Raw genomic sequence first — 18,848 nt, 5'->3', positions numbered from 1 at the left:
TCAGATCAGGAATTCCGCCAGCACCGGGTCGCGTGTGATGTCGCGATAGCCGATCCCGTTCTGCTCGAGCTTGTCGCGAAGCCGGTCCAGGTTTTCGGGCTGGCTGGTTTCGATGCCGATCAGGATCGAGCCGAAATTGCGCGCCGATTTCTTGAGATACTCGAAGCGGGCGACGTCGTCATCGGGGCCCAGAAGCTGCAGGAAGTCGCGCAATGCGCCGGGGCGTTGCGGCATGCGCAGGATGAAATAGCGTTTGAGACCGGAAAAACGCTGCGCGCGTTCCTTGACCTCGGGCAGGCGTTCAAAGTCGAAATTGCCACCGGAACATATACAGACCACGCGCTTTCCGGCCAGGTCGGGGATATCCTGTAGCACGTCGATGGCCAACGCCCCGGCGGGTTCCAGCACGATGCCCTCGATGTTCAGCATCTCCAGCATGGTGGCGCAGATACGATCCTCGGGCGCCAGTAGCACCTGTTCCGGCTTGAACCGGCGCAGCGCGCCGAAAGGCAGCTCGCCGATCCGCGCCACGGCGGCGCCATCGACGAAATTGTCGATCTTGTTCAGGGTGACCGGCTGACCGGCGGCCAGTGCCGCGCGCAGGCTGTCGCCGCCCATGGGTTCGGCAAAGGCCACTCCGGTCGCCGGGGCCAGTTCGCCCAGCAGCCGGGTGACGCCGGCGGCAAGCCCGCCGCCGCCGACCGGCAGCACCACCAGATCGGGCGCGCCGCCAAGTTGGTTCAGGCATTCCAGCCCGACCGTGGCCTGCCCCTCGATGATGTCGGGATCGTCAAAGGGCGACAGGAAATTCGCCCGCTGCGCCGTGGCGAACTCCTGCGCCGCCGCCAGCGTCTGGTCGAAATAATCGCCGGTCAGCACGATTTCGACCGCGCCGCCGCCAAAGATGCGCGTCTTGTCGATCTTCTGCCGCGGCGTGGTGACCGGCATGAAGATCGTCCCGCGCGTACCGAAATGGCGGCAGGCAAAGGCCATGCCCTGCGCGTGATTGCCGGCGCTGGCGCAGACGAAATGCCCGCTGGCCCCGTCCGCGACCTTGCGCATCGCGTTGAAGGCGCCGCGCAGCTTGTAGCTGCGCACCGGCGTCAGGTCCTCGCGTTTCAGCCAGATCTCGGCGCCGTATTTGGCCGACAGGTGATCGTTCTTCTGGAGCGGGGTCGGCTCGAAGAGGTCGCGCAACGCGACCTCTGCCTGGCGGACAGAGGCGGCAAAGTTTTCCATGTTCTGCCCATCGCGCGAAATGCGCGGCTTGGCAAGCGTTCAGTGGCGCGGCTGCCTGCCATGGGCGGCCGTTTCGCCCAACTATCTTTGGCGCGCCCCTTGTGACAGCCTGCGAATGATCCTATCCCTGCGCGAAATCTCACAAGGGGCCAACCGCATGTCCGACGCGCCGAAAAAAGTCGTCCTTGCCTATTCGGGCGGGCTCGACACCTCGATCATCCTGAAATGGCTGCAGACCGAATACGGCTGCGAGGTCATCACCTTTACCGCCGATCTGGGGCAGGGCGAGGAACTGGAGCCGGCGCGCAGAAAGGCCGAACTGCTGGGCATCCGGCCCGAGAATATCCATATCGAGGATCTGCGCGAGGAATTCGTGCGCGATTTCGTCTTTCCGATGTTCCGCGCCAATGCGCTCTATGAGGGGATGTACCTGCTGGGCACCTCGATCGCGCGGCCGCTGATCTCGCAGCGGCTGGTCGAGCTTGCGCATCAGCACGGCGCCGATGCCGTGGCCCATGGCGCCACCGGCAAGGGCAATGACCAGGTGCGGTTCGAGCTTTCGGCCTATGCGCTGGACCCGGCGATCAAGGTGATTGCGCCATGGCGGGAATGGGACCTGACCAGCCGCACGAAGCTGCTGGAATTCGCCGAGGCGAACCAGATCCCGATCGCCAAGGACAAGCGCGGCGAGGCGCCCTTTAGCGTGGATGCCAACCTGCTGCACACCTCGAGCGAGGGCAAGGCGCTGGAAAACCCGGCCGAGGAAGCCGGCGCGCATGTCTATCAGCGCACCGTCAGCCCCGAGGAGGCGCCCGATACGCCCGAATATATCGAGGTGACATTCGAGCGGGGCGATGCCGTGGCAATCAACGGCGTGACGCTGTCGCCGGCCAGCATCCTGACCGATCTGAACGAATATGGCCGCAGGCACGGCATCGGCCGGCTGGATTTCGTGGAAAACCGCTTTGTCGGCATGAAGTCGCGCGGCATCTATGAAACGCCGGGCGGCACCATCCTGCTGGAGGCGCATCGCGGAATCGAGCAGATCACCCTGGACAGCGGCGCCGGCCATCTCAAGGACAGCCTGATGCCGCGCTATGCCGAACTGATCTATAACGGCTTCTGGTTCAGCCCCGAGCGCGAGATGCTGCAGGCCGCGATCGACAAGAGCCAGGAACATGTCACCGGCACCGTGCGCCTGAAACTTTACAAGGGTAGCGTGAATTGCGTCGGCCGCTGGTCGGAACATTCGCTTTACAGCGAAGCGCATGTGACCTTCGAGGACGATGCCGGCGCCTATGACCAGAAGGACGCGGCAGGCTTTATCCGGCTGAACGCGCTGCGTCTGAAACTGCTCGCGAACCGCAACGCCCGGTTCAAATAGCCTGAAGGTCAGCTATCGCCGGGGCTGCGGGGGTGTTTCCCGCGGCCCCCGCGCCTGCTCCCGGCTTTTCTTTGCCCGCCTTCCGGCCCAGAATGGCGGCGCATCGATCGAAAGGCCCGCCATGTCCCGACCCGCCCATATCGCCATCGTCACCGTCTCTGACCGCGCCAGCCGTGGCGAATACGAGGACAAGGGCGGCCCCGGCGCCGAGGAATGGCTGCGCGCCACCATCACCACGCCGATGCGCGTCACCCGCAGCATCATCCCCGATGGCCGCCAGACGGTCGCCGATACCCTGCGCGATCTTTGCGACAAGCAGGGCGCCGACCTGATCCTGATCACCGGCGGCACCGGCCCCGCGCCCCGCGACCTGACGCCCGAGGCGATGGCCGAGGTGATGGACAAGGAACTGCCCGGCTTTGGCGAGGAGATGCGCCGCGCCAGCCTGCGCGAGGTGCCGACCGCGATCCTCTCGCGCCAGACGGCGGGCATTCGCGGCCAGACGCTGATGATCACCATCCCCGGAAAGCCCTCGGCCATCGCGACCTGCCTGAACGCGGTCTTTGCCGCCGTGCCCTATTGCCTCGACCTGATCGGAGCGGCCTGGATCGACACCGATCCGGCGCGGATCAAGGCCTTTCGGCCCAAGGGTAAATAGCGCTTCGGCGCGCCCGGCTGGCCCGGACGCGCCGATTTTGCTAAGATCGGCGCTGCATGGGCATCTGTGCATTCCCGGGCGCGATCGGCGACCGACCGCCTGCAAAGGCGCAAGATCGGTTCGCGCGGCATGCGTTCTGTTTTCAGGAACGATCCGCTGGAAACACTGTCATTCTCAGATGCCCGATGGTTCGCTATTCTGATCGCATCATCCCCGCGGGCCGGGGCGATTGATCGGGGCGTGAAGGGCACGAGAGGCACGCCCAGTATCCGAGGAGGAAAGACCATGGGTCCGTTTCCGCATGACGCCCCCAAGGCAAAGATCGACGATGTGAACGTGGCCGGTACGGACGGGTTCGAATTCGTCGAATTCGCCCATCCCGAACCCGGCGTGCTGGAAGCCCTGTTAGAAAGCATGGGCTACAAGGAGGTCGCGCGGCACAAGACCAAGAACATCTCGCTCTATCGTCAGGGCGACATCAATTATGTCGTCAATCGCGAACCGGACAGCCATGCCGCGCGCTTTGTCGAACAGCACGGCCCCTGCGCGCCGGCGATGGCCTGGCGCGTCGTCGATGCCCGGCATGCGCTGAAATGCGCGCTGGATTACGGCGCCACGGAATATACCGGCGACGACAAGTCGCTGGACGTGCCGGCCGTCGAGGGCATCGGCGGCTCGCTTCTCTATTTCGTCGAGAAATACGGCGAGGCGGGCTCCTGCTACGAGGACGAATATGAATGGCTGGGCGAGCCCGATCCCCGGCCCAAGGGCGCGGGCTTCTATTACCTCGACCACCTGACGCATAATGTCGAGCGCGGCAACATGTCGACCTGGTACGATTTCTACGCCAAGGCGTTCAATTTCCGCGAGATCCGCTTTTTCGACATCAAGGGCAAGCAGACCGGGCTGTTCAGCCGCGCGCTGACCTCGCCCGATGGCAAGATCCGCATCCCGATCAACGAAAGCGCCGACGACAACAGCCAGATCGAGGAATATCTGCAGGAGTACAAGGGTGAGGGCATCCAGCACATCGCGGTGGCGACCGAAAACATCTATGACTCGGTCGATCAGATCCACGAGAACGGCATTGACTTCATGCCGCCGCCGCCCGCCACCTATTACGCCATGTTGCACAAGCGGGTGCAGGGCCATGAAGAGCCGCTGGAGCGGATGCAGAAGCACGGCATCCTGATCGATGGCGAGGGGGTCGTTGATGGCGGCACGACGCGGATTCTTCTGCAGATATTCTCGAAAACCGTGATCGGGCCGATCTTTTTCGAATTCATCCAGCGCAAGGGCGATGACGGTTTCGGCGAGGGCAATTTCCGGGCGCTGTTCGAATCCATCGAAGCGGACCAGATCCAGCGCGGCGTCTTGAAGGCCGAGGGGTGATGCAATGAACAGGCCGCAAACCGATTTCATCGTCGCCCGCAGCCGGGCGAAATACAACGAAGGCTACATGCCCGGCTTCGGCAATGATTTCGAGACCGAGGCCGAGGAGAGCGCGCTGCCGATCGGCCAGAACTCGCCGCAGCGCTGCCCCTACGGGCTGTATGCGGAACAGTTGTCCGGCACGCCCTTCACCGCGCCGCGGGCCTCGAACGAGCGCACCTGGCTTTACCGGATGCGCCCGAGCGTGCAGCATATCTCGGACATGGCGCGGATTGATCTGCCGCATTTCCGCTCGGCCCCGACGGCGGGTGAAAGCGGGCTGCCGCTGGCGCCGATGCGGTGGGATCCGGCGCCGATCCCCGACGATGCCGGCAACTGGCTCGCGGGTATCCGCACGATTGCCACCGGCGGCGATGTGCTGACCCAGGTGGGCTACGCGATCCACACCTATGCGGTGACGGAAAGCATGGAGACCGAACTGTTCTATAATGCCGACGGCGAAATGCTGATCGTGCCCGAGGTGGGGAAGCTGCGCTTCTTCACGGAGATGGGCGTGATCGACGCAGCTCCGGGTGAGATCGTCGTGATCCCGCGCGGGCTGAAATACAAGGTCCTGCTGAACGGCGACGACAAGGCACGCGGCTATATCTGCGAGAATTACGGCGGCGCCTTCAGCCTGCCCGAACGCGGCCCGATCGGCGCCAATTGCATGGCCAATCCGCGCGATTTCCTGACCCCGGTCGCGGCCTATGAGCAAAGGGACGGCGTGCCGCATAGGATGACGGTGAAATGGTGCGGCCAGTTCCATGCCTGCGAGATCAACCATTCGCCGCTGGACGTGGTGGCCTGGCACGGCAATTACGCGCCCTACAAGTACAATCTGCGCCATTACTCGCCGGTCGGGCCGGTCCGTAACGATCATGCGGATCCTTCGATCTTTACCGTGCTGACCGCCCCTTCGGGCGAGCCGGGAACGGCGAATATTGACTTCGTGATCTTTCCGCCGCGCTGGCTGGTGGCCGAAAACAGCTTTCGCCCGCCCTGGTATCACATGAACATCATGTCCGAATTCATGGGCCTGATCGAGGGGGTCTATGACGCCAAGCCCGAGGGCTTTGTTCCCGGGGGCATGTCGATCCACAATATGATGCTGCCGCACGGTCCGGATGCCGATGCCTTCTATGCCGCCTCGCTCAAGGAACTGCGCCCCGAGAAGCTGGACAACACCATCGCTTTCATGTTCGAGACGCGTTTCCCGCAGCAACTGACCCGCTATGCCGCCGGGCTGCCGACGCTGCAGGTCAGATATCCCGATGTCTGGAAGCCGCTGCGCAATCATTTCGACCGTGACCGCCCGGTCTGGAATGGCGAATGATCCCGACATGACCGGGGCAGATGCCAGCCATGACCCGACCCGCCGCAGCTGGATCAAGGGCGCCGATGATGCCGGCGGCGATTTCCCGATCCAGAACCTGCCCTTTGGCGCTTTCTCGGTCGCGGGCGGCCCGGTCCATATCGGCGTCGCCATCGGCAGGCAGATCCTCGATCTGACCGTGCTGGAGCGGCAGGGCCTGTTGCGTCCCGGCGGCGATGCGGAGGTGTTTCGGTCCGGCATCCTGAACCCCTTCATGGCGCTGCCGCCCCGGATATGGACCGGAACGCGGCATCGGATCGCGGATCTGCTGGACCGGAACAACGCGCCCCCGGCCCGATCACAATGCCGGCTCCGTCAGGCAGTAGGTGTTTGATCCCACGGTTTGATGGTGTGATCCCTTCGCAAGAATGGAAGGAAGCGCTATGGGACAAATTCGTCATGACAGCGCCTCGACCACGCACGCTATCCGAGCTCACATGCAGCGATTGCAAGCTTAGATCGCGGAGTTGAGCCGGGAATTTGGGGTCAATCCCAAGACGGTGGCCAAATGGCGTAAGCGCAAAACGGCTGGCCGCCAAGAGCGCCGAGCACAAGACAATCATGATCGACGCGACCTGTCTCAGGGCGTACCGCACGACATCGAACCTGCGGGTAAAAAAGGGGGGGCGCGGGCGCCGGATCGGGCGAACCAAAGGCGGCATGAGGCAGCATGAACACCAGGCTCCACGCCGTCGCCGATGCCAGGGGGCGGCCGATCGGGTTCTTCATGTCGGCTGGCCAGGTCAGCCATTACACCGGCACGGCGGCTCTGATGGGCAGCCTGCCGAAGGCGGCCTGGCTGTTGGCCGACAGGGCCGTGACGCCGATTGGTTCAGAGAAGCGTTGAAAGACAAGGCGATAAAGGTCTGTATCCCCGGCCGGAAGTCTCGCAGGAAGGCTATCAGATACGACAAACAGCGCAACCGCATCGAGATCATGTTCGGCCGCTTCAAGGACTGGAGGCGCGTCGCCACCAGATACGACCGCTGCCCCGTGACATTCTTTTCCGCCATCGCACTCGCCGCAACCGTTCTGTTCTGGTCATCACCCGAGAACGAGTCCTGACCCTTCTGTATCTCGGCTTTGCCATTCCGTCCCGGTCACCTTCCTTGGCCGAGGTTGGTGACGGGGGGGTATGGCGTCTGGGCCTTGTGGCCTGACCCGGTTTGCCAGCGATCTGGCACCGTCTCTCTTTCATTATCCCGGACAGTTGAATGCGGCCGACAAGGACCCCGAAGCAGAAGGACGAGAGCCTGAACACGGTGTCATCCGAACAGGTCATCGGCACAGACGTTTCGCGCGACTGGCTGGACATCTGTTTCCTGCCCGATGGGAAGCGCCTTCGTTTGCCGAAGGCACAGGCGGGTCGTGCCCAGGTGGCGTGCCTCGCGCGGCAAACGGACGATCGCTGGAGGACGGCGCGCTTTGCGGCATGTCCTGTTCCAGGCGGCGCTCGTCGCCGCACATCGCAACCCCATGCCCAAGGCATTCGCACAGCGATTGCGCGACGCTGGAAAACCGCACAAGGCCATCATCACTGCTGTCGCCCGCAGGCTCGTCACCATCGCTGACGCTCCAGGCAGAACCCGCAAAGTATGGGACCCTCAAGGCGCGTGGCGGATACAGTTGCTAGGTCATGCTGACAAATGGCGCAGCCATAGCCTGACGCAGGCGATGTCGACGAAGCCCAAGAAACTGTCTGCGGTTTGATCGTAGCGGGTTGCCAGCCGACGGCTGTTCTTCAGCTTGTTGCAACAACGCTCGACCATGTTGCGCAGGGTGTGGATGGTCATGTCGACAACCTTGCGCACCTTTCGGTTCTTGCGCATCGGTATCATCGGCACTGCGTTGCGGCTCTCGATATCTTCGCCAATTTTATCAGAGCCATAGCCTCGGTCAGCGACAGAACCGCCGGTTGCGGGAGGTTGTCGGCCATCACCAGATCATAGCCGGTATAGTCGGAATCCCGGCCGGGCGTGATTTCGGTCCTGATCGGGAGGCCAGCACCGTTGACGCGGAGCTGGATCGTGGTCGAGAGCCCACCTCTCGAACGGCCATGAGCCTCTTTCGGAGTCGCCGTTTTCGGGTCGAAACCTCTACCACAGGTTTTTTGCCTCAAACAGCGCCCGCCGCATGGAGGTGGACGCGGATCACCCTTGCCGGTTCGCTCGAACCGGTGGCGCTTACCGGCTTCATGTCGACCATCTGGAGCTTGTTGGGGGCAACCCCGGCGTTGTTCAGCGCGTCCAGGATGTCCTCTCATAGCCCCGCGAGCGTCCAGCGGCGGAACTGACGGTAGACCGACGACCACTTGTCGAACTCTTCCGGCAGGTCACGCGAAGGTGCGCCGGTGCGCGCAATCCAGAAAATCCCATCCAGAACAAGACGATGATCCGAAGGCTTGCGCCCGTTCGGATGCCGGACAGCACGGATGAAGCTTCCGACGAATGCCCACGCGTCGTCGGATATCAGGTTGCGCGCCAGTGGAATCCCTTTTGTCAACATGACCTAAATACGCCATTTTTCGCCAATTCCCCGATCCAACCGGGTAATCCTATCATGGCCAACCCTGATGTGCCGTGCCAGCCGGCCGGCAACCATTTGCCGAAACTGCGCCCCCGACATGGACAGGGGGCCGCGGATTTCCTATATGGCGGCGGTGAGGACGACCTCACCCCTGACCGGGGCAAGCAGTTTACGGGACGACCCGATTGACAATTGGGGAAATCAATGCGCACCTCCGGCGACCGTATCCGTCATGCCATCAGCTTCGAGATTATCGGCATCCTGATCCTTGTACCCCTGGGGGCGATGGGGTTCGGCATGCATGTCCAGGACATGGGCGTCGTCGTCATCTTTGGTGCGACCATCGCGACGCTGTGGAACTATCTCTATAATCTGGGTTTCGACCGGGCGATGAAGCGCTGGCGGGGAACCGTTCACAAGACCATGCCCATTCGCGCCGCGCATGCGGTGCTGTTCGAACTGGGTTTGCTTGTGTTCACGCTGCCCTTCTTTGCCTGGTATCTTCAGATCGGGCTGTGGCAGGCCTTCGTGCTGGATGTGGCCTTTGTGGTCTTCTACGTGATCTATGCCTTTGTCTTCAACTGGGTCTATGATCAGGTTTTCCCGCTGCCAAAGGGGGCCTGATCCCGCCCGGGGGGCAGGGGCCTGCTATCCTTCGCCGAAGCACTCGCCCCGCCTGACCTGTCGCTGACGCTCGCGAAAGCGCGCGCGGTCGGCATCTGAATATTCTCCGGCGCAGCGGTGGCAGGACACGCCCTCTTCGTATTCGGGGCGGTCGCGATCCCCGGGCGCCAGCGGGCGGCGGCAGGCGTGGCAAAGGACGTGATCGCCCGGGCGCAGGCCATGGCCCAGGCTGACACGCTTGTCGAAAACGAAACATTCGCCCTGCCAGAGGCTGTCCTGCTCGGGCACCTCCTCGAGGTATTTCAGGATGCCGCCCTTGAGGTGAAAGACCTCGGGCACGCCTTCGCCCAGCAGGAAATTGGTGGATTTCTCGCAGCGGATGCCGCCGGTGCAGAACATCGCGATGCGCTTGTTGTGAAAGCGATGCGCGTTCTCGCGCCACCAGGCGGGGAAATCGCGAAAGCTGGCCGTGCCGGGATCGACGGCGCCGGCGAATGTGCCGATCTGCACCTCGTAATCGTTGCGGGTGTCGATCACCGCGACATCGGGGGCGCTGATCAGCGCGTTCCAGTCGCCCGGCTCGACATAGCGGCCGGTGGCGGCGGTCGGGTCCACGTCGGGCTGGCCCATGGTGACGATCTCGCGTTTCAGGCGGACCTTCATGCGGCCGAAGGGCATGGTCTCGGCCGTGCTTTCCTTCCATTCCAGCGCGGCGCAGCCGGGCAGGGCGCGGATATGGGCCAGCACCGCGTCGATGCCCGCGCGACTGCCGGCGATGGTGCCGTTGATCCCCTCGGGCGCCAGCAGCAGCGTGCCGCGCACGCCATGGGCGCAGGCGATGCGGGCCAGCGGCCCCTTGATCGCGGCGGGGTCGGGAAAGCGGGTGAAATGGTAAAGCGCGGCGACGGTCAGCATGTGCTGGCCATAGCCGCCGCGCCGGTTCGCGTCAAATCACCCGAAGGCGATCCCCATTGCAAAGCCGCCCAGCAGGTAGATGAACATGGTGATCAGGATGATGCCGACGATGTTCAGCACGAAGCCGCCGCGCGCCATCTGGCCGATGGTCACCGCGCCGGTGCCGAAGACGATGGCATTGGGCGGCGTGCCGACCGGCAGCATGAAGGCGCAGGTCGCGGCGAACGCGGCCGGGATCAGCAGCGCCATCGGATCGACGCCGATGCCAAGGGCCACACCGCCCAGGATCGGGATGAAGGTCGCGGCGGTGGCGGTGTTCGAGGTGATCTCGGTCAAAAACAGGATCAGCGTGGTGACGGCGACGATCAGCATGATCGGGGTCAGCGATCCCAGCCCCTGGACCTGCTGGCCGAACCACTGATCCAGCCCGCTGGCCGCGACCGCGCTGGCGAGGCTGAGCCCGCCGCCGAACAGCAGCAGCACGCCCCAGGGCAGGCCGTTCTCGGCGTCTTTCCAGTCCAGCACCATCTCGGTCCGGCCGCGACCGGGCAGGATGAACATCGCGATCCCCGCCGCAATGGCGATGGCGGTGTCGTTCAGGCTGCCCAGAAAGCCCAGATTCGAGCCGGTGAGACTGGTCAGCAGACCCGGCACCACCCAGAGAAAGGCGGCCGAGCCAAAGACGATCAGCACCATGCGTTCGCCCTGGCTGACCTGGCCGAGCGCGGCGATCTCGTCGTCGATCATGCGCTGGCCGCCCGGCACCTCGTCCAGCTTGAAGCGGTAAAGCACATTGGTCATCAGGAACCATGCGATCAGGGTGAACACCAGGGACAGCGGCACGCCGATCAGCATCCATTGCAGAAAGCCGATCTCGCGGTCCAGCTCATCCGCGACATAGCCCGCGACGATGGCATTGGGCGGGCTGCCCAGCAATGTGCCCAGCCCGCCGATGGTCGCCGACCAGGCGATGGCCAGCACCAGACAGATGCCGAAGCGGCGGATATTGTCGTCCTGGACCACGGCGCTGATATTGCCGCCCGAGGCCAGATGCTCGGCCACCCTGGCGCCATGCGCGGCGCCCTGGCTGCGCTCGACCACGAGGGTCAGGACCGACAGGCCGATCGGCAGCATCATCAGGGTGGTGGCGGTGTTCGACACCCACATGGACAGAAAGCCGGTGGCCAGCATCATGCCCAGGATGATGCGCTTGGGCTGCACACCGACGCGGCGCAGGGTCAACAGCGCGATGCGGCGATGCAGGTTCCATTTCTCCATCGCGATGGCGATCAGGAAACCGCCCAGAAACAGAAACACGATGGGGTTGGCATAGGGTGCGGTCGCTTCGCTGACCGTGCGCTCGGTCAGCATGGGGATCAGCACGATCGGCAGCAGCGAGGTGGCCGAAAGCGGGATCGCCTCGGACATCCACCAGATCGCCATCAACGTGCCGATGGCGGCGACCACGCGGCCGTCGGGGGACAGCCCCTCGGAGGCGCCCAGCAGCAGCCAGACCAGGGCCGCGACGATCAGCCCGGCGGCGCGCAGCCCCCAGAGCAGGGCGGGCGGACGCCCGGGGCCGGTATCGTATTCGTCGAATTCGCCCTGCTGGTGCAGGTCTTCGGGAAGGTTTTCCTCAGCCATGACAAAACGAGCCCCTTTAATGAATGATATGTCTTCAGCTTACGCGCGCCCCGCATATTGTCGCAAGGGATTGCAGGCATTGACGGATATGCCGCCGCGCCCTACCGTCGGCCCTCACGCGTGCCGGGAAAAGGAGGCGCTGATGGCAAAGGCCCTGATCGTCATCGACATGCAGCCGGATTTCTGCCCCGGCGGACGGCTGGCCGTCGCCGGGGGCGATGAGCTGGTGGCCCCGATCAACGAGATGATGGCCGATTTCGACGCCGTGGTCCTGACCCAGGACTGGCATCCGCCGGACCATGCCAGCTTTGCCGAGAACCACCCCGGGGCCGAGCCCTTTTCGACCATCCAGATGCCCTATGGCCCGCAAGTGCTCTGGCCTGCCCATTGCGTGATCGGCAGCCCGGGCGCCGGGCTGCATCCGCAGCTGGCCGCGGATCGCGCCGATCTGGTGATCCGCAAGGGGTTCCGGGCCGAGATCGACAGCTATTCGGCGTTTTTCGAGAATGACCACCGGACGCCGACCGGGCTGGCCGGTTACCTGCGCGACCGCGATTTGACGGATCTGTTCCTGGTCGGGCTGGCGCATGATTTCTGCGTTGCCTGGTCGGCGGTCGATGCGGTCAGGCTGGGCTTCCGTGCCATCGTGATCGAAGAGGCGACCCGTGCCATCGACCTGAACGGCTCGCGCGAGGCGGCGCGCGCGACCATGCGCGAGGCGGGGGTGGTCCTGGCATGATGACCCAGACGGTTGATATCGCCACGCGCGTCTATAACCATAACTGGAAGATCGACCCGATCATACGTTCTCTGATCGATACCGATTTCTACAAGCTGCTGATGTGCCAGTCGGTTTTCCGCAACCGGCGCGATACGCAGGTCACCTTCAGCCTGATCAACCGGACCAGGCGCATCCGGCTGGCCGAGCTGATCGACGAAGGCGAGCTGCGCGAGCAGCTGGACCATGTGCGCGGGCTGCGCCTGACACGCGGCGAAAGCACCTGGATGCGGGGCAATACCTTTTACGGCAAGCGCCAGATGTTTCGCCCCGATTTCATGGAGTTCCTCGAAAACCTGCGGCTGCCCGCCTATCATCTGGAAAAGCGGGACGGCCAGTACGAACTGACCTTCGAGGGCAGCTGGCCCGAGGTCATGCTGTGGGAGATCCCGGCGCTGGCGGTGATCATGGAACTGCGCTCGCGCGCCGTGCTGCGCGATATGGGGCGGTTCGAGCTGCAGGTGCTCTATGCCCGCGCCATGGCCCGGCTGTGGGAAAAGATCGAGGAATTGCGCAAGCTTGGCCCCGATCTGCGCATTGCCGATTTCGGCACCCGCCGGCGGCACGGATTCCTGTGGCAGGACTGGTGCGTGCAGGCCATGGTCGAGGGGCTGGGCGACAGGCGTTTCGTCGGCACCTCGAACTGCCTGATCGCCATGCGCCGCGACATCGAGGCGATCGGCACCAATGCCCATGAGCTGCCCATGGTCTATGCCGCGCTGGCCGAGAACGACGAGGAATTGCGCCAGGCGCCCTATCGCGTGCTTGCCGACTGGCACGAGGAACATGACGGCATGCTGCGCATCATCCTGCCCGATACCTATGGCAGCAAGGGGTTTCTGGACCGTGCGCCGGACTGGCTGGCGGGCTGGACCGGCATCCGCGTCGACAGCGGCGACCCCGCCCAAGGCGCCGAGATCGCGATCCGCTGGTGGCAGGATCGCGGCGAGGATCCCCGGCAGAAGCTGATCATCTTTTCCGACGGGCTGGATGTGGACAAGATCCGGGAACTGTTCCAGCAGTTCCGCGGCCGCGCCAAGATCAGCTTTGGCTGGGGCACGCTGCTGACCAATGACTTTCGAAATCTGGCGCCGGATGACGGGCTGGCGCCGTTTTCGCTGGTCTGCAAGGCCGTGGCGGCCAATGGCCGGCCGACCGTCAAGCTGTCGGACAATCCCGAAAAGGCCACTGGCCCGCAGGCCGATATCGAACGGTATCGCCGTGTTTTCGGTGTCGGCGCGCAAGAACGGATGGAAGTGCTGGTCTGATGCCGGCCTGCGGCGGGCAGGGGGCATCCGGCTGCGACTGTCAGACCCCGGCATGGTGGTGGTCCGGGGTCTGACAATGCAGGCGCTTACAGCGCCATTTCCTGCAGCTCGCGCCGGTTCTTGCCGTGACGCCGGACGAGTTGCCGCGCTTTTGCCCCCTTGCCGATCCGCCGCGCGGGCGCGCGGTCGTCAAACAGTTGCGGGAACAGCGCCATCATTTCGGCGCGTGCCTCCGCGCCGACCGATTTCAGGGCTTCGGGGCCGGTGAACAGGGACTCGGTCAGCGCCCCCTCCGAGCAGAGGATTTCATGCGCGTCGAACAGCAGGTGGAAATATTCCAGCGCCTCGTTGCTGTCGTCGATCTCGATCCCGTCAAGGCCGGTCAGCTCCTTGGCGGCGATCAGCACTTCGGTCTCGCCAAGCATGCGGCGCGCGATTGGGGAATGGACCAGAACCCGGTGCTGCTGCGAGACATAGAGATCGCGCGTGGGCAGGTTCTTGCCAAGCGCGCCGGCGCCGATGCGCACGGGGCGCATGGTCGCGAAGGCCTGGAGCAAGGCGGAATCGACCCGTTTCGAGCCGATCCAGCGCAGCGGCTGCGGGCCGTGATCGCGGGTGATGACCAGATCGCCCGGCTGCAGATCCTCGACCGCGACATCGCCGCGCGGGGTCCGGATCAGCGTGCCACGGCGGAAACAGACAAAGGTCGGCGCATCCTCAAGCCCGTAACGCGAACTGTCGAGCGTGTTGAAATTGTTCTGCAGGACGCCGGTAATGGTGATCGATTCGATGGGAAGGGTCGTCATCGAGTCGATTTCATATGCCGAGGCGCTGGCGGGCGGCGGGGCAAGCGCAAGATTGCCGTCCGTATCCTGCAGGATGCGCAGCGGCACGTTGCTGGCGCTGGTCCCGTCCATATAGGTGACGGTCCCGACATAGAGGATGCCGGTATCGATGTAATGCGGATCCCCGTCGACGACCGCGTATTCATTGGGACGCGGGCCGGAAGGACCGTCAAATCTGATCGTGCCGTCGTCGTTTCCATCGTAGAGCGTGGTCGAAAAGATGTTGACGGCAAGCGGGTCGTCGACGCTGCCGAACGTCATTCCGACCAGTTCGCCGGCGCGCTCCGCCCCGATCCGGAATTCATTGGTGTCAAGTGTGCGGTGGGTTCCCAGGGCGATCGCCCGGACATCTGTGGAAGTCGGCATTTCAGACCCTTACTACTGGTTACCCCGCAGGGTGCGGAAAGAGATCGGCTGTATCCGGTGCTGTCATCGGCAGGGCTGCCGCATCGGCGCCGGGTTGCGGCACGATTCAATTATACCGCCGCCCGACAAGCATAAGCTACAAAACCGGAAAATGAACCTGCCTAAATAGATAGTATTCTTTGCATATTTGAAGAAATTATAGAATGATAACAATAAGATGACCTTTTCCGTGGTGACCTCGCATCACCCGGGATTCCGGGCCCTGGCCGGTGCCTTACTCCATCTAGAGTTGATCGCGCCAGCGATTGACCAGCGGATAGCGCCGGTCCAGCCAGAAGGCGCGGGGGGAAATCCGCGGCCCGGGGGCGGCCTGATAGCGTTTCCATTCGCTGTTATAGAGCAGCTTTTCGACCTGCCTGACCGTGTCGGCATCAAAGCCATGCGCGACCAGATCCTTGAGCGCCAGGTCCTTTTCCACCAGCCCTTCAAGGATCGCGTCCAGCACCTCATAGGGGGGCAGGCTGTCCTGATCCTTCTGGTCGGGGCGCAGCTCGGCCGAGGGCGGCTTGCTGATGATCCGCGGCGGGATCACCTCGCCCCTGCGGCCCAGCATCCAGTCGCGATGGTTGGCGTTGCGCCAGCGGCAGGTTTCAAAGACGCGGGTCTTGTACAGATCCTTGATCGGATTGTAGCCGCCCGCCATGTCGCCATAGATCGTGGCATAACCCACCGCGATCTCGGACTTGTTGCCGGTGGTCAGCAGCAATTCGCCGAACTTGTTGGAAATCGCCATCAGCATGACGCCGCGCAGGCGGGACTGGATGTTTTCCTCGGTCGTGTCGGGTTTCGTGCCCGCCATCAGATGCGCCAGCGCCCGGGTGACGGCGTCGCGGGGGCCCTCGATGCCGACCGTGTCCAGCCGGGCGCCCAGCCGGGTCGCGCAATCGGCGGCATCGTCCAGACTGGGTTGCGAGGTGTATTCGCTGGGCAGCATCACGCAGCGCAGGTTGTCGGGGCCGATGGCATCGCCGGCGATCGCCGCGACCAGCGCCGAGTCGATGCCGCCCGACAGGCCCAGCACCACCCGCTTGAACCCGGATTTGCGCATGTAGTCGCGCAAGCCCTCGGTCATGGCGCGGTAATCCTGTTCCCATTCATCGGGCTGGTGATCCATGCGGCCGGGCGTGGCGCGCCAGCCCTCGGGGCTGCGGGTGAAATCGACATGCTCGATCACCTCGTCAAAGGGGGCCAGCTGCACCACCTTGTCGGCGCCCCCGTCCGCGCCGGGGTTCAGCACGAAGCTGGCGCCGTCGTAAAGCTGATCGTCCTGCCCGCCGACCGAGTTCAGATAGACCAGCGGCAGGCCCGTCTCGACGACGCGCCCGACCATGTGGCCCATGCGCAGGTCCAGCTTGTTGCGATGGTAGGGGCTGCCATTCGGGACGATCAGGATCTCGGCGCCGCTCTCGGCCAGGGTTTCGGCCACCTCGGGCCACCAGGCGTCCTCGCAGATCGGGCTGCCGATGCGGATGCCGCCGATGCTGTAGGGGCCCTGCAGCGGACCCTGATCGAACAGGCGCAATTCGTCGAACAACTGCTTGTGGGGCAGGTCGTGTTTCAGCACCCGCGTCACCACCTGGCCCCGATGCAGGATCCACCAGGCGTTATAGAGCTTGTCGCTCGAGGCCCAGGGGCCGCCGATGCCGATCGCCGGGCCATCGGCACAATCGCGCGCCAGGCTTTCGATCCGGGCCATCGCATCTTCGGTAAAGGCGCGTTTCAGGACCAGATCCTGGGTCTGGTAGCCGGTGATGAACATCTCGGGCAGGGCCAGCATCGCGGCACCGGCATCGCGGGCCCGTTCCCATGCCGCGCGCGCCTTGGCGGCATTGCCGGGCAGATCGCCGACGGTCGGGTTCAGCTGGGCAAGCGTGATGCGGAATTTTTCGGCCATGGCGCGCTCCTTTTCCGGATGTCGCCCATGTGATAGGCGAGGAAGCGGCCAAGGGAAAGTCGCCCTTTGCGCCCGTCATCCCCTTGCGGTAAACCCGTTGGCAAAAGACGTGATAAGGCGGAGGCAGGACCCATGAAAGCAGCCATTGTCGCTTGCGCGGTCATATTGGCCGGCGCGGGCATGGCCGGCGCGCAGGCCGTCGTGACCAAGCAATATGACGATGGCGGCGTCTATGAGGGCACGTTCCGAAACGGCAAGCAGCACGGGCGCGGCACCTATCGCCTGCCCTCGGGTTACGAATATACCGGCGACTGGGTCGAGGGCGAGATCCTGGGCCAGGGCGTAGCCAGATTCCCCAACGGCTCGGTCTATGAGGGGGGCTTTGCCGGCGGCAAGCCGCATGGCAAGGGCAAGATCACCTATGCCGATGGCGGCACCTATGAGGGCGACTGGCTCGAGGGCCAGATCACCGGCCAGGGCGTCGCGCATTACGCCAATGGCTCAAGCTACGAGGGCGGTTTCGTGAACGCGCTGCATGACGGGCGCGGCGTGCTGACCCAGCCCAACGGCTATCGCTACGAAGGCGGCTGGGTACAGGGCGTCAAGGAGGGCGCGGGCCGGATCACCTATCCCGACGGCGCCACCTATGACGGCCAGATGAAGGGCAACCAGCGCGCCGGGCAGGGCAAGCTGACCATGCCCGACGGGCTGAGCTATGAGGGCGGCTGGGCCGCCGGCCAGATGTCGGGCGAGGGCAAGCTGGTCCAGCCCTCGGGCGACAGCTATCAGGGCCGTTTCGCCAATGGCCGGCGCGAGGGGCGCGGCATTGCCTCCTATGCCAATGGCGACCGCTACGAGGGCGATTTCCGCGCCGACAAGCGTTGGGGCGTGGGTACCTTCACCGGCACGGACGGCTATGTCTATGCCGGCGACTGGGTCGAGGGCCGGATGGAGGGGCTTGGCCGGATCACCTATCCCGACGGCTCGGTCTATGAGGGCGCGCTGCGCAACGACCTGCCCGAGGGGCGCGGGCTGATCACCTATTCGGACGGCTCCAGCTATGACGGCGAATGGCTCGCCGGCGCGATCGAGGGACAGGGCGTGGCGAAATACGCCAATGGCCTGACCTATGAGGGCGGCTTCAAGCGCGGCCGGAACGAGGGGCTGGGCCGCATGACCTATCCCGACGGTTACGTCTATAACGGCGCCTGGCGCGACGGCCAGCGCCATGGCGAGGGGCAGGCGACCTATGCCGACGGCACCACCTATGACGGCTCGTTCGTGGACGGGCTGCGCCACGGCCGCGGCCGGCTGATCGCGCCGGACGGTTTCCGCTACGAGGGCAACTGGAAAGAGGGCGAGATCGACGGCGAAGGCGTCGCGACCTATGCCAATGGCGATGTCTATACCGGCCATTTCGTGATGGGCAAACGCCAGGGCGACGGCGTCATGCGCTATGCCACGGGCGAGGTCGCCTCGGGCGAATGGCAGGACAACCGGCTGGCGGTGCCCGCGGGCGAGGGCACGACGCCCGAAGGTGCCGAGACGCCCGAGGGCGTGGTGCCGCAGGAGCCTCCGGCAGGTCAGTAATCCGGCAAGCCGGATGCTACGACCGCTCTGCTGCCGGGCGCTCTGCGCCCGACAGCATGCCGTAAGTGAACCTCCGGGCTTATCCCGAAAGGTTTCGCGGGTTTTGCTCGACCCGGCCATCTTGTCTTACAGCGTCACAAGAGATGGGTTAATCTGGGTGCCGCATGGACATCGCATCTATCTGCGTGCCAGCGTGACAGTCAGTATTCTACGCAGCGTTGCGATCGGGTTTGAGCTGTGCCGTCCGGGCC

The 18,848-nt window shown here is 64.2% G+C and carries 14 protein-coding genes and 3 pseudogenes; 11 read left to right on the top strand and 6 right to left on the bottom strand.

The window, feature by feature from the left end; all coding sequences use genetic code 11:
* Positions 1-1,239 carry a threonine ammonia-lyase IlvA gene (gene ilvA / locus IT41_RS09775; RefSeq protein WP_036740742.1) on the bottom strand — a complete coding sequence of 413 codons (1,239 nt, stop codon included), beginning with the start codon at positions 1,237-1,239 and terminating at the stop codon, positions 1-3.
* Between the two features lie 157 nt (positions 1,240-1,396).
* Between ilvA and IT41_RS09770 the strand changes: the two genes are divergently transcribed.
* The 7 genes and pseudogenes from IT41_RS09770 to IT41_RS09745 all read left to right on the top strand — a co-directional run.
* A complete protein-coding gene (locus IT41_RS09770) occupies positions 1,397-2,623 on the top strand; it encodes an argininosuccinate synthase (RefSeq protein WP_036740741.1) in 1,227 nt (408 codons plus the stop codon).
* Positions 2,624-2,744: 121 nt separating this feature from the next.
* Positions 2,745-3,281 carry a molybdopterin adenylyltransferase gene (gene mog / locus IT41_RS09765; protein WP_036740740.1) on the top strand — a complete coding sequence of 179 codons (537 nt, stop codon included), beginning with the start codon at positions 2,745-2,747 and terminating at the stop codon, positions 3,279-3,281.
* Between the two features lie 285 nt (positions 3,282-3,566).
* A complete protein-coding gene (gene hppD, locus IT41_RS09760) occupies positions 3,567-4,673 on the top strand; it encodes a 4-hydroxyphenylpyruvate dioxygenase (protein WP_036740739.1) in 1,107 nt (368 codons plus the stop codon).
* Between the two features lie 4 nt (positions 4,674-4,677).
* The gene (gene hmgA, locus IT41_RS09755) at positions 4,678-6,048 is read left to right on the top strand and encodes a homogentisate 1,2-dioxygenase (RefSeq protein WP_036740738.1); all 1,371 of its coding nucleotides are present in this window, start codon (positions 4,678-4,680) and stop codon (positions 6,046-6,048) included.
* 7 nt (positions 6,049-6,055) lie between these two features.
* A complete protein-coding gene (locus tag IT41_RS09750; RefSeq protein WP_175496413.1) occupies positions 6,056-6,421 on the top strand; it encodes a hypothetical protein in 366 nt (121 codons plus the stop codon).
* 49 nt (positions 6,422-6,470) lie between these two features.
* Positions 6,471-6,614 (top strand): annotated as a pseudogene (locus IT41_RS22175) (IS481 family transposase); the annotation flags it as partial.
* Positions 6,583-7,152, top strand: a pseudogene (locus IT41_RS09745) (IS5 family transposase); the annotation flags it as partial. The pseudogenes IT41_RS22175 and IT41_RS09745, both read left to right, overlap by 32 nt.
* Before the next feature lie 569 nt (positions 7,153-7,721).
* On the opposite strand, the pseudogene IT41_RS19910 reads toward IT41_RS09745, so the two are convergent.
* A pseudogene (locus tag IT41_RS19910) lies at positions 7,722-8,577 on the bottom strand (IS5 family transposase).
* 240 nt (positions 8,578-8,817) lie between these two features.
* On the opposite strand from IT41_RS19910, the gene IT41_RS09735 reads away from it, so the two are divergent.
* Positions 8,818-9,237, top strand: coding sequence for a PACE efflux transporter (locus IT41_RS09735; RefSeq protein WP_036740736.1), 420 nt, complete (start codon positions 8,818-8,820; stop codon positions 9,235-9,237).
* A 24-nt stretch (positions 9,238-9,261) separates the two neighbouring features.
* Here IT41_RS09735 and trhO read toward each other — a convergent pair whose 3' ends face one another.
* A complete protein-coding gene (gene trhO / locus IT41_RS09730) occupies positions 9,262-10,152 on the bottom strand; it encodes an oxygen-dependent tRNA uridine(34) hydroxylase TrhO (RefSeq protein WP_036740735.1) in 891 nt (296 codons plus the stop codon).
* A gap of 36 nt (positions 10,153-10,188) precedes the next feature.
* Positions 10,189-11,796, bottom strand: a complete 1,608-nt coding sequence (locus IT41_RS09725; RefSeq protein ID WP_036740734.1) for an SLC13 family permease — start codon at positions 11,794-11,796, stop codon at positions 10,189-10,191.
* Between the two features lie 142 nt (positions 11,797-11,938).
* Between IT41_RS09725 and pncA the strand changes: the two genes are divergently transcribed.
* Positions 11,939-12,535, top strand: coding sequence for a bifunctional nicotinamidase/pyrazinamidase (gene pncA, locus IT41_RS09720; RefSeq protein WP_036740837.1), 597 nt, complete (start codon positions 11,939-11,941; stop codon positions 12,533-12,535).
* The gene (gene pncB, locus IT41_RS09715) at positions 12,532-13,842 is read left to right on the top strand and encodes a nicotinate phosphoribosyltransferase (RefSeq protein WP_081967514.1); all 1,311 of its coding nucleotides are present in this window, start codon (positions 12,532-12,534) and stop codon (positions 13,840-13,842) included. Before pncA ends, pncB begins: the two co-directional genes overlap by 4 nt.
* An 86-nt stretch (positions 13,843-13,928) precedes the next feature.
* On the opposite strand, the gene IT41_RS21570 is transcribed toward pncB, so the two are convergent.
* Both IT41_RS21570 and IT41_RS09705 read right to left on the bottom strand, forming a co-directional pair.
* A complete protein-coding gene (locus tag IT41_RS21570) occupies positions 13,929-15,053 on the bottom strand; it encodes a Hint domain-containing protein (protein WP_036740733.1) in 1,125 nt (374 codons plus the stop codon).
* 283 nt (positions 15,054-15,336) lie between these two features.
* Positions 15,337-17,007 (bottom strand): NAD+ synthase, encoded by a 1,671-nt coding sequence (locus tag IT41_RS09705; protein ID WP_036740732.1) that lies wholly within the window; start codon positions 17,005-17,007, stop codon positions 15,337-15,339.
* Between the two features lie 132 nt (positions 17,008-17,139).
* Here IT41_RS09705 and IT41_RS09700 point away from each other — a divergent pair, with 132 nt between their 5' ends.
* A complete protein-coding gene (locus IT41_RS09700) occupies positions 17,140-18,597 on the top strand; it encodes a 2-isopropylmalate synthase (RefSeq protein ID WP_036740731.1) in 1,458 nt (485 codons plus the stop codon).
* The last annotated feature ends 251 nt before the right edge of the window (positions 18,598-18,848 follow it).

This window comes from Paracoccus halophilus, assembly GCF_000763905.1.
Lineage (GTDB): Bacteria > Pseudomonadota > Alphaproteobacteria > Rhodobacterales > Rhodobacteraceae > Paracoccus > Paracoccus halophilus.
This window is presented reverse-complemented; position numbering and strand designations above follow the sequence as displayed.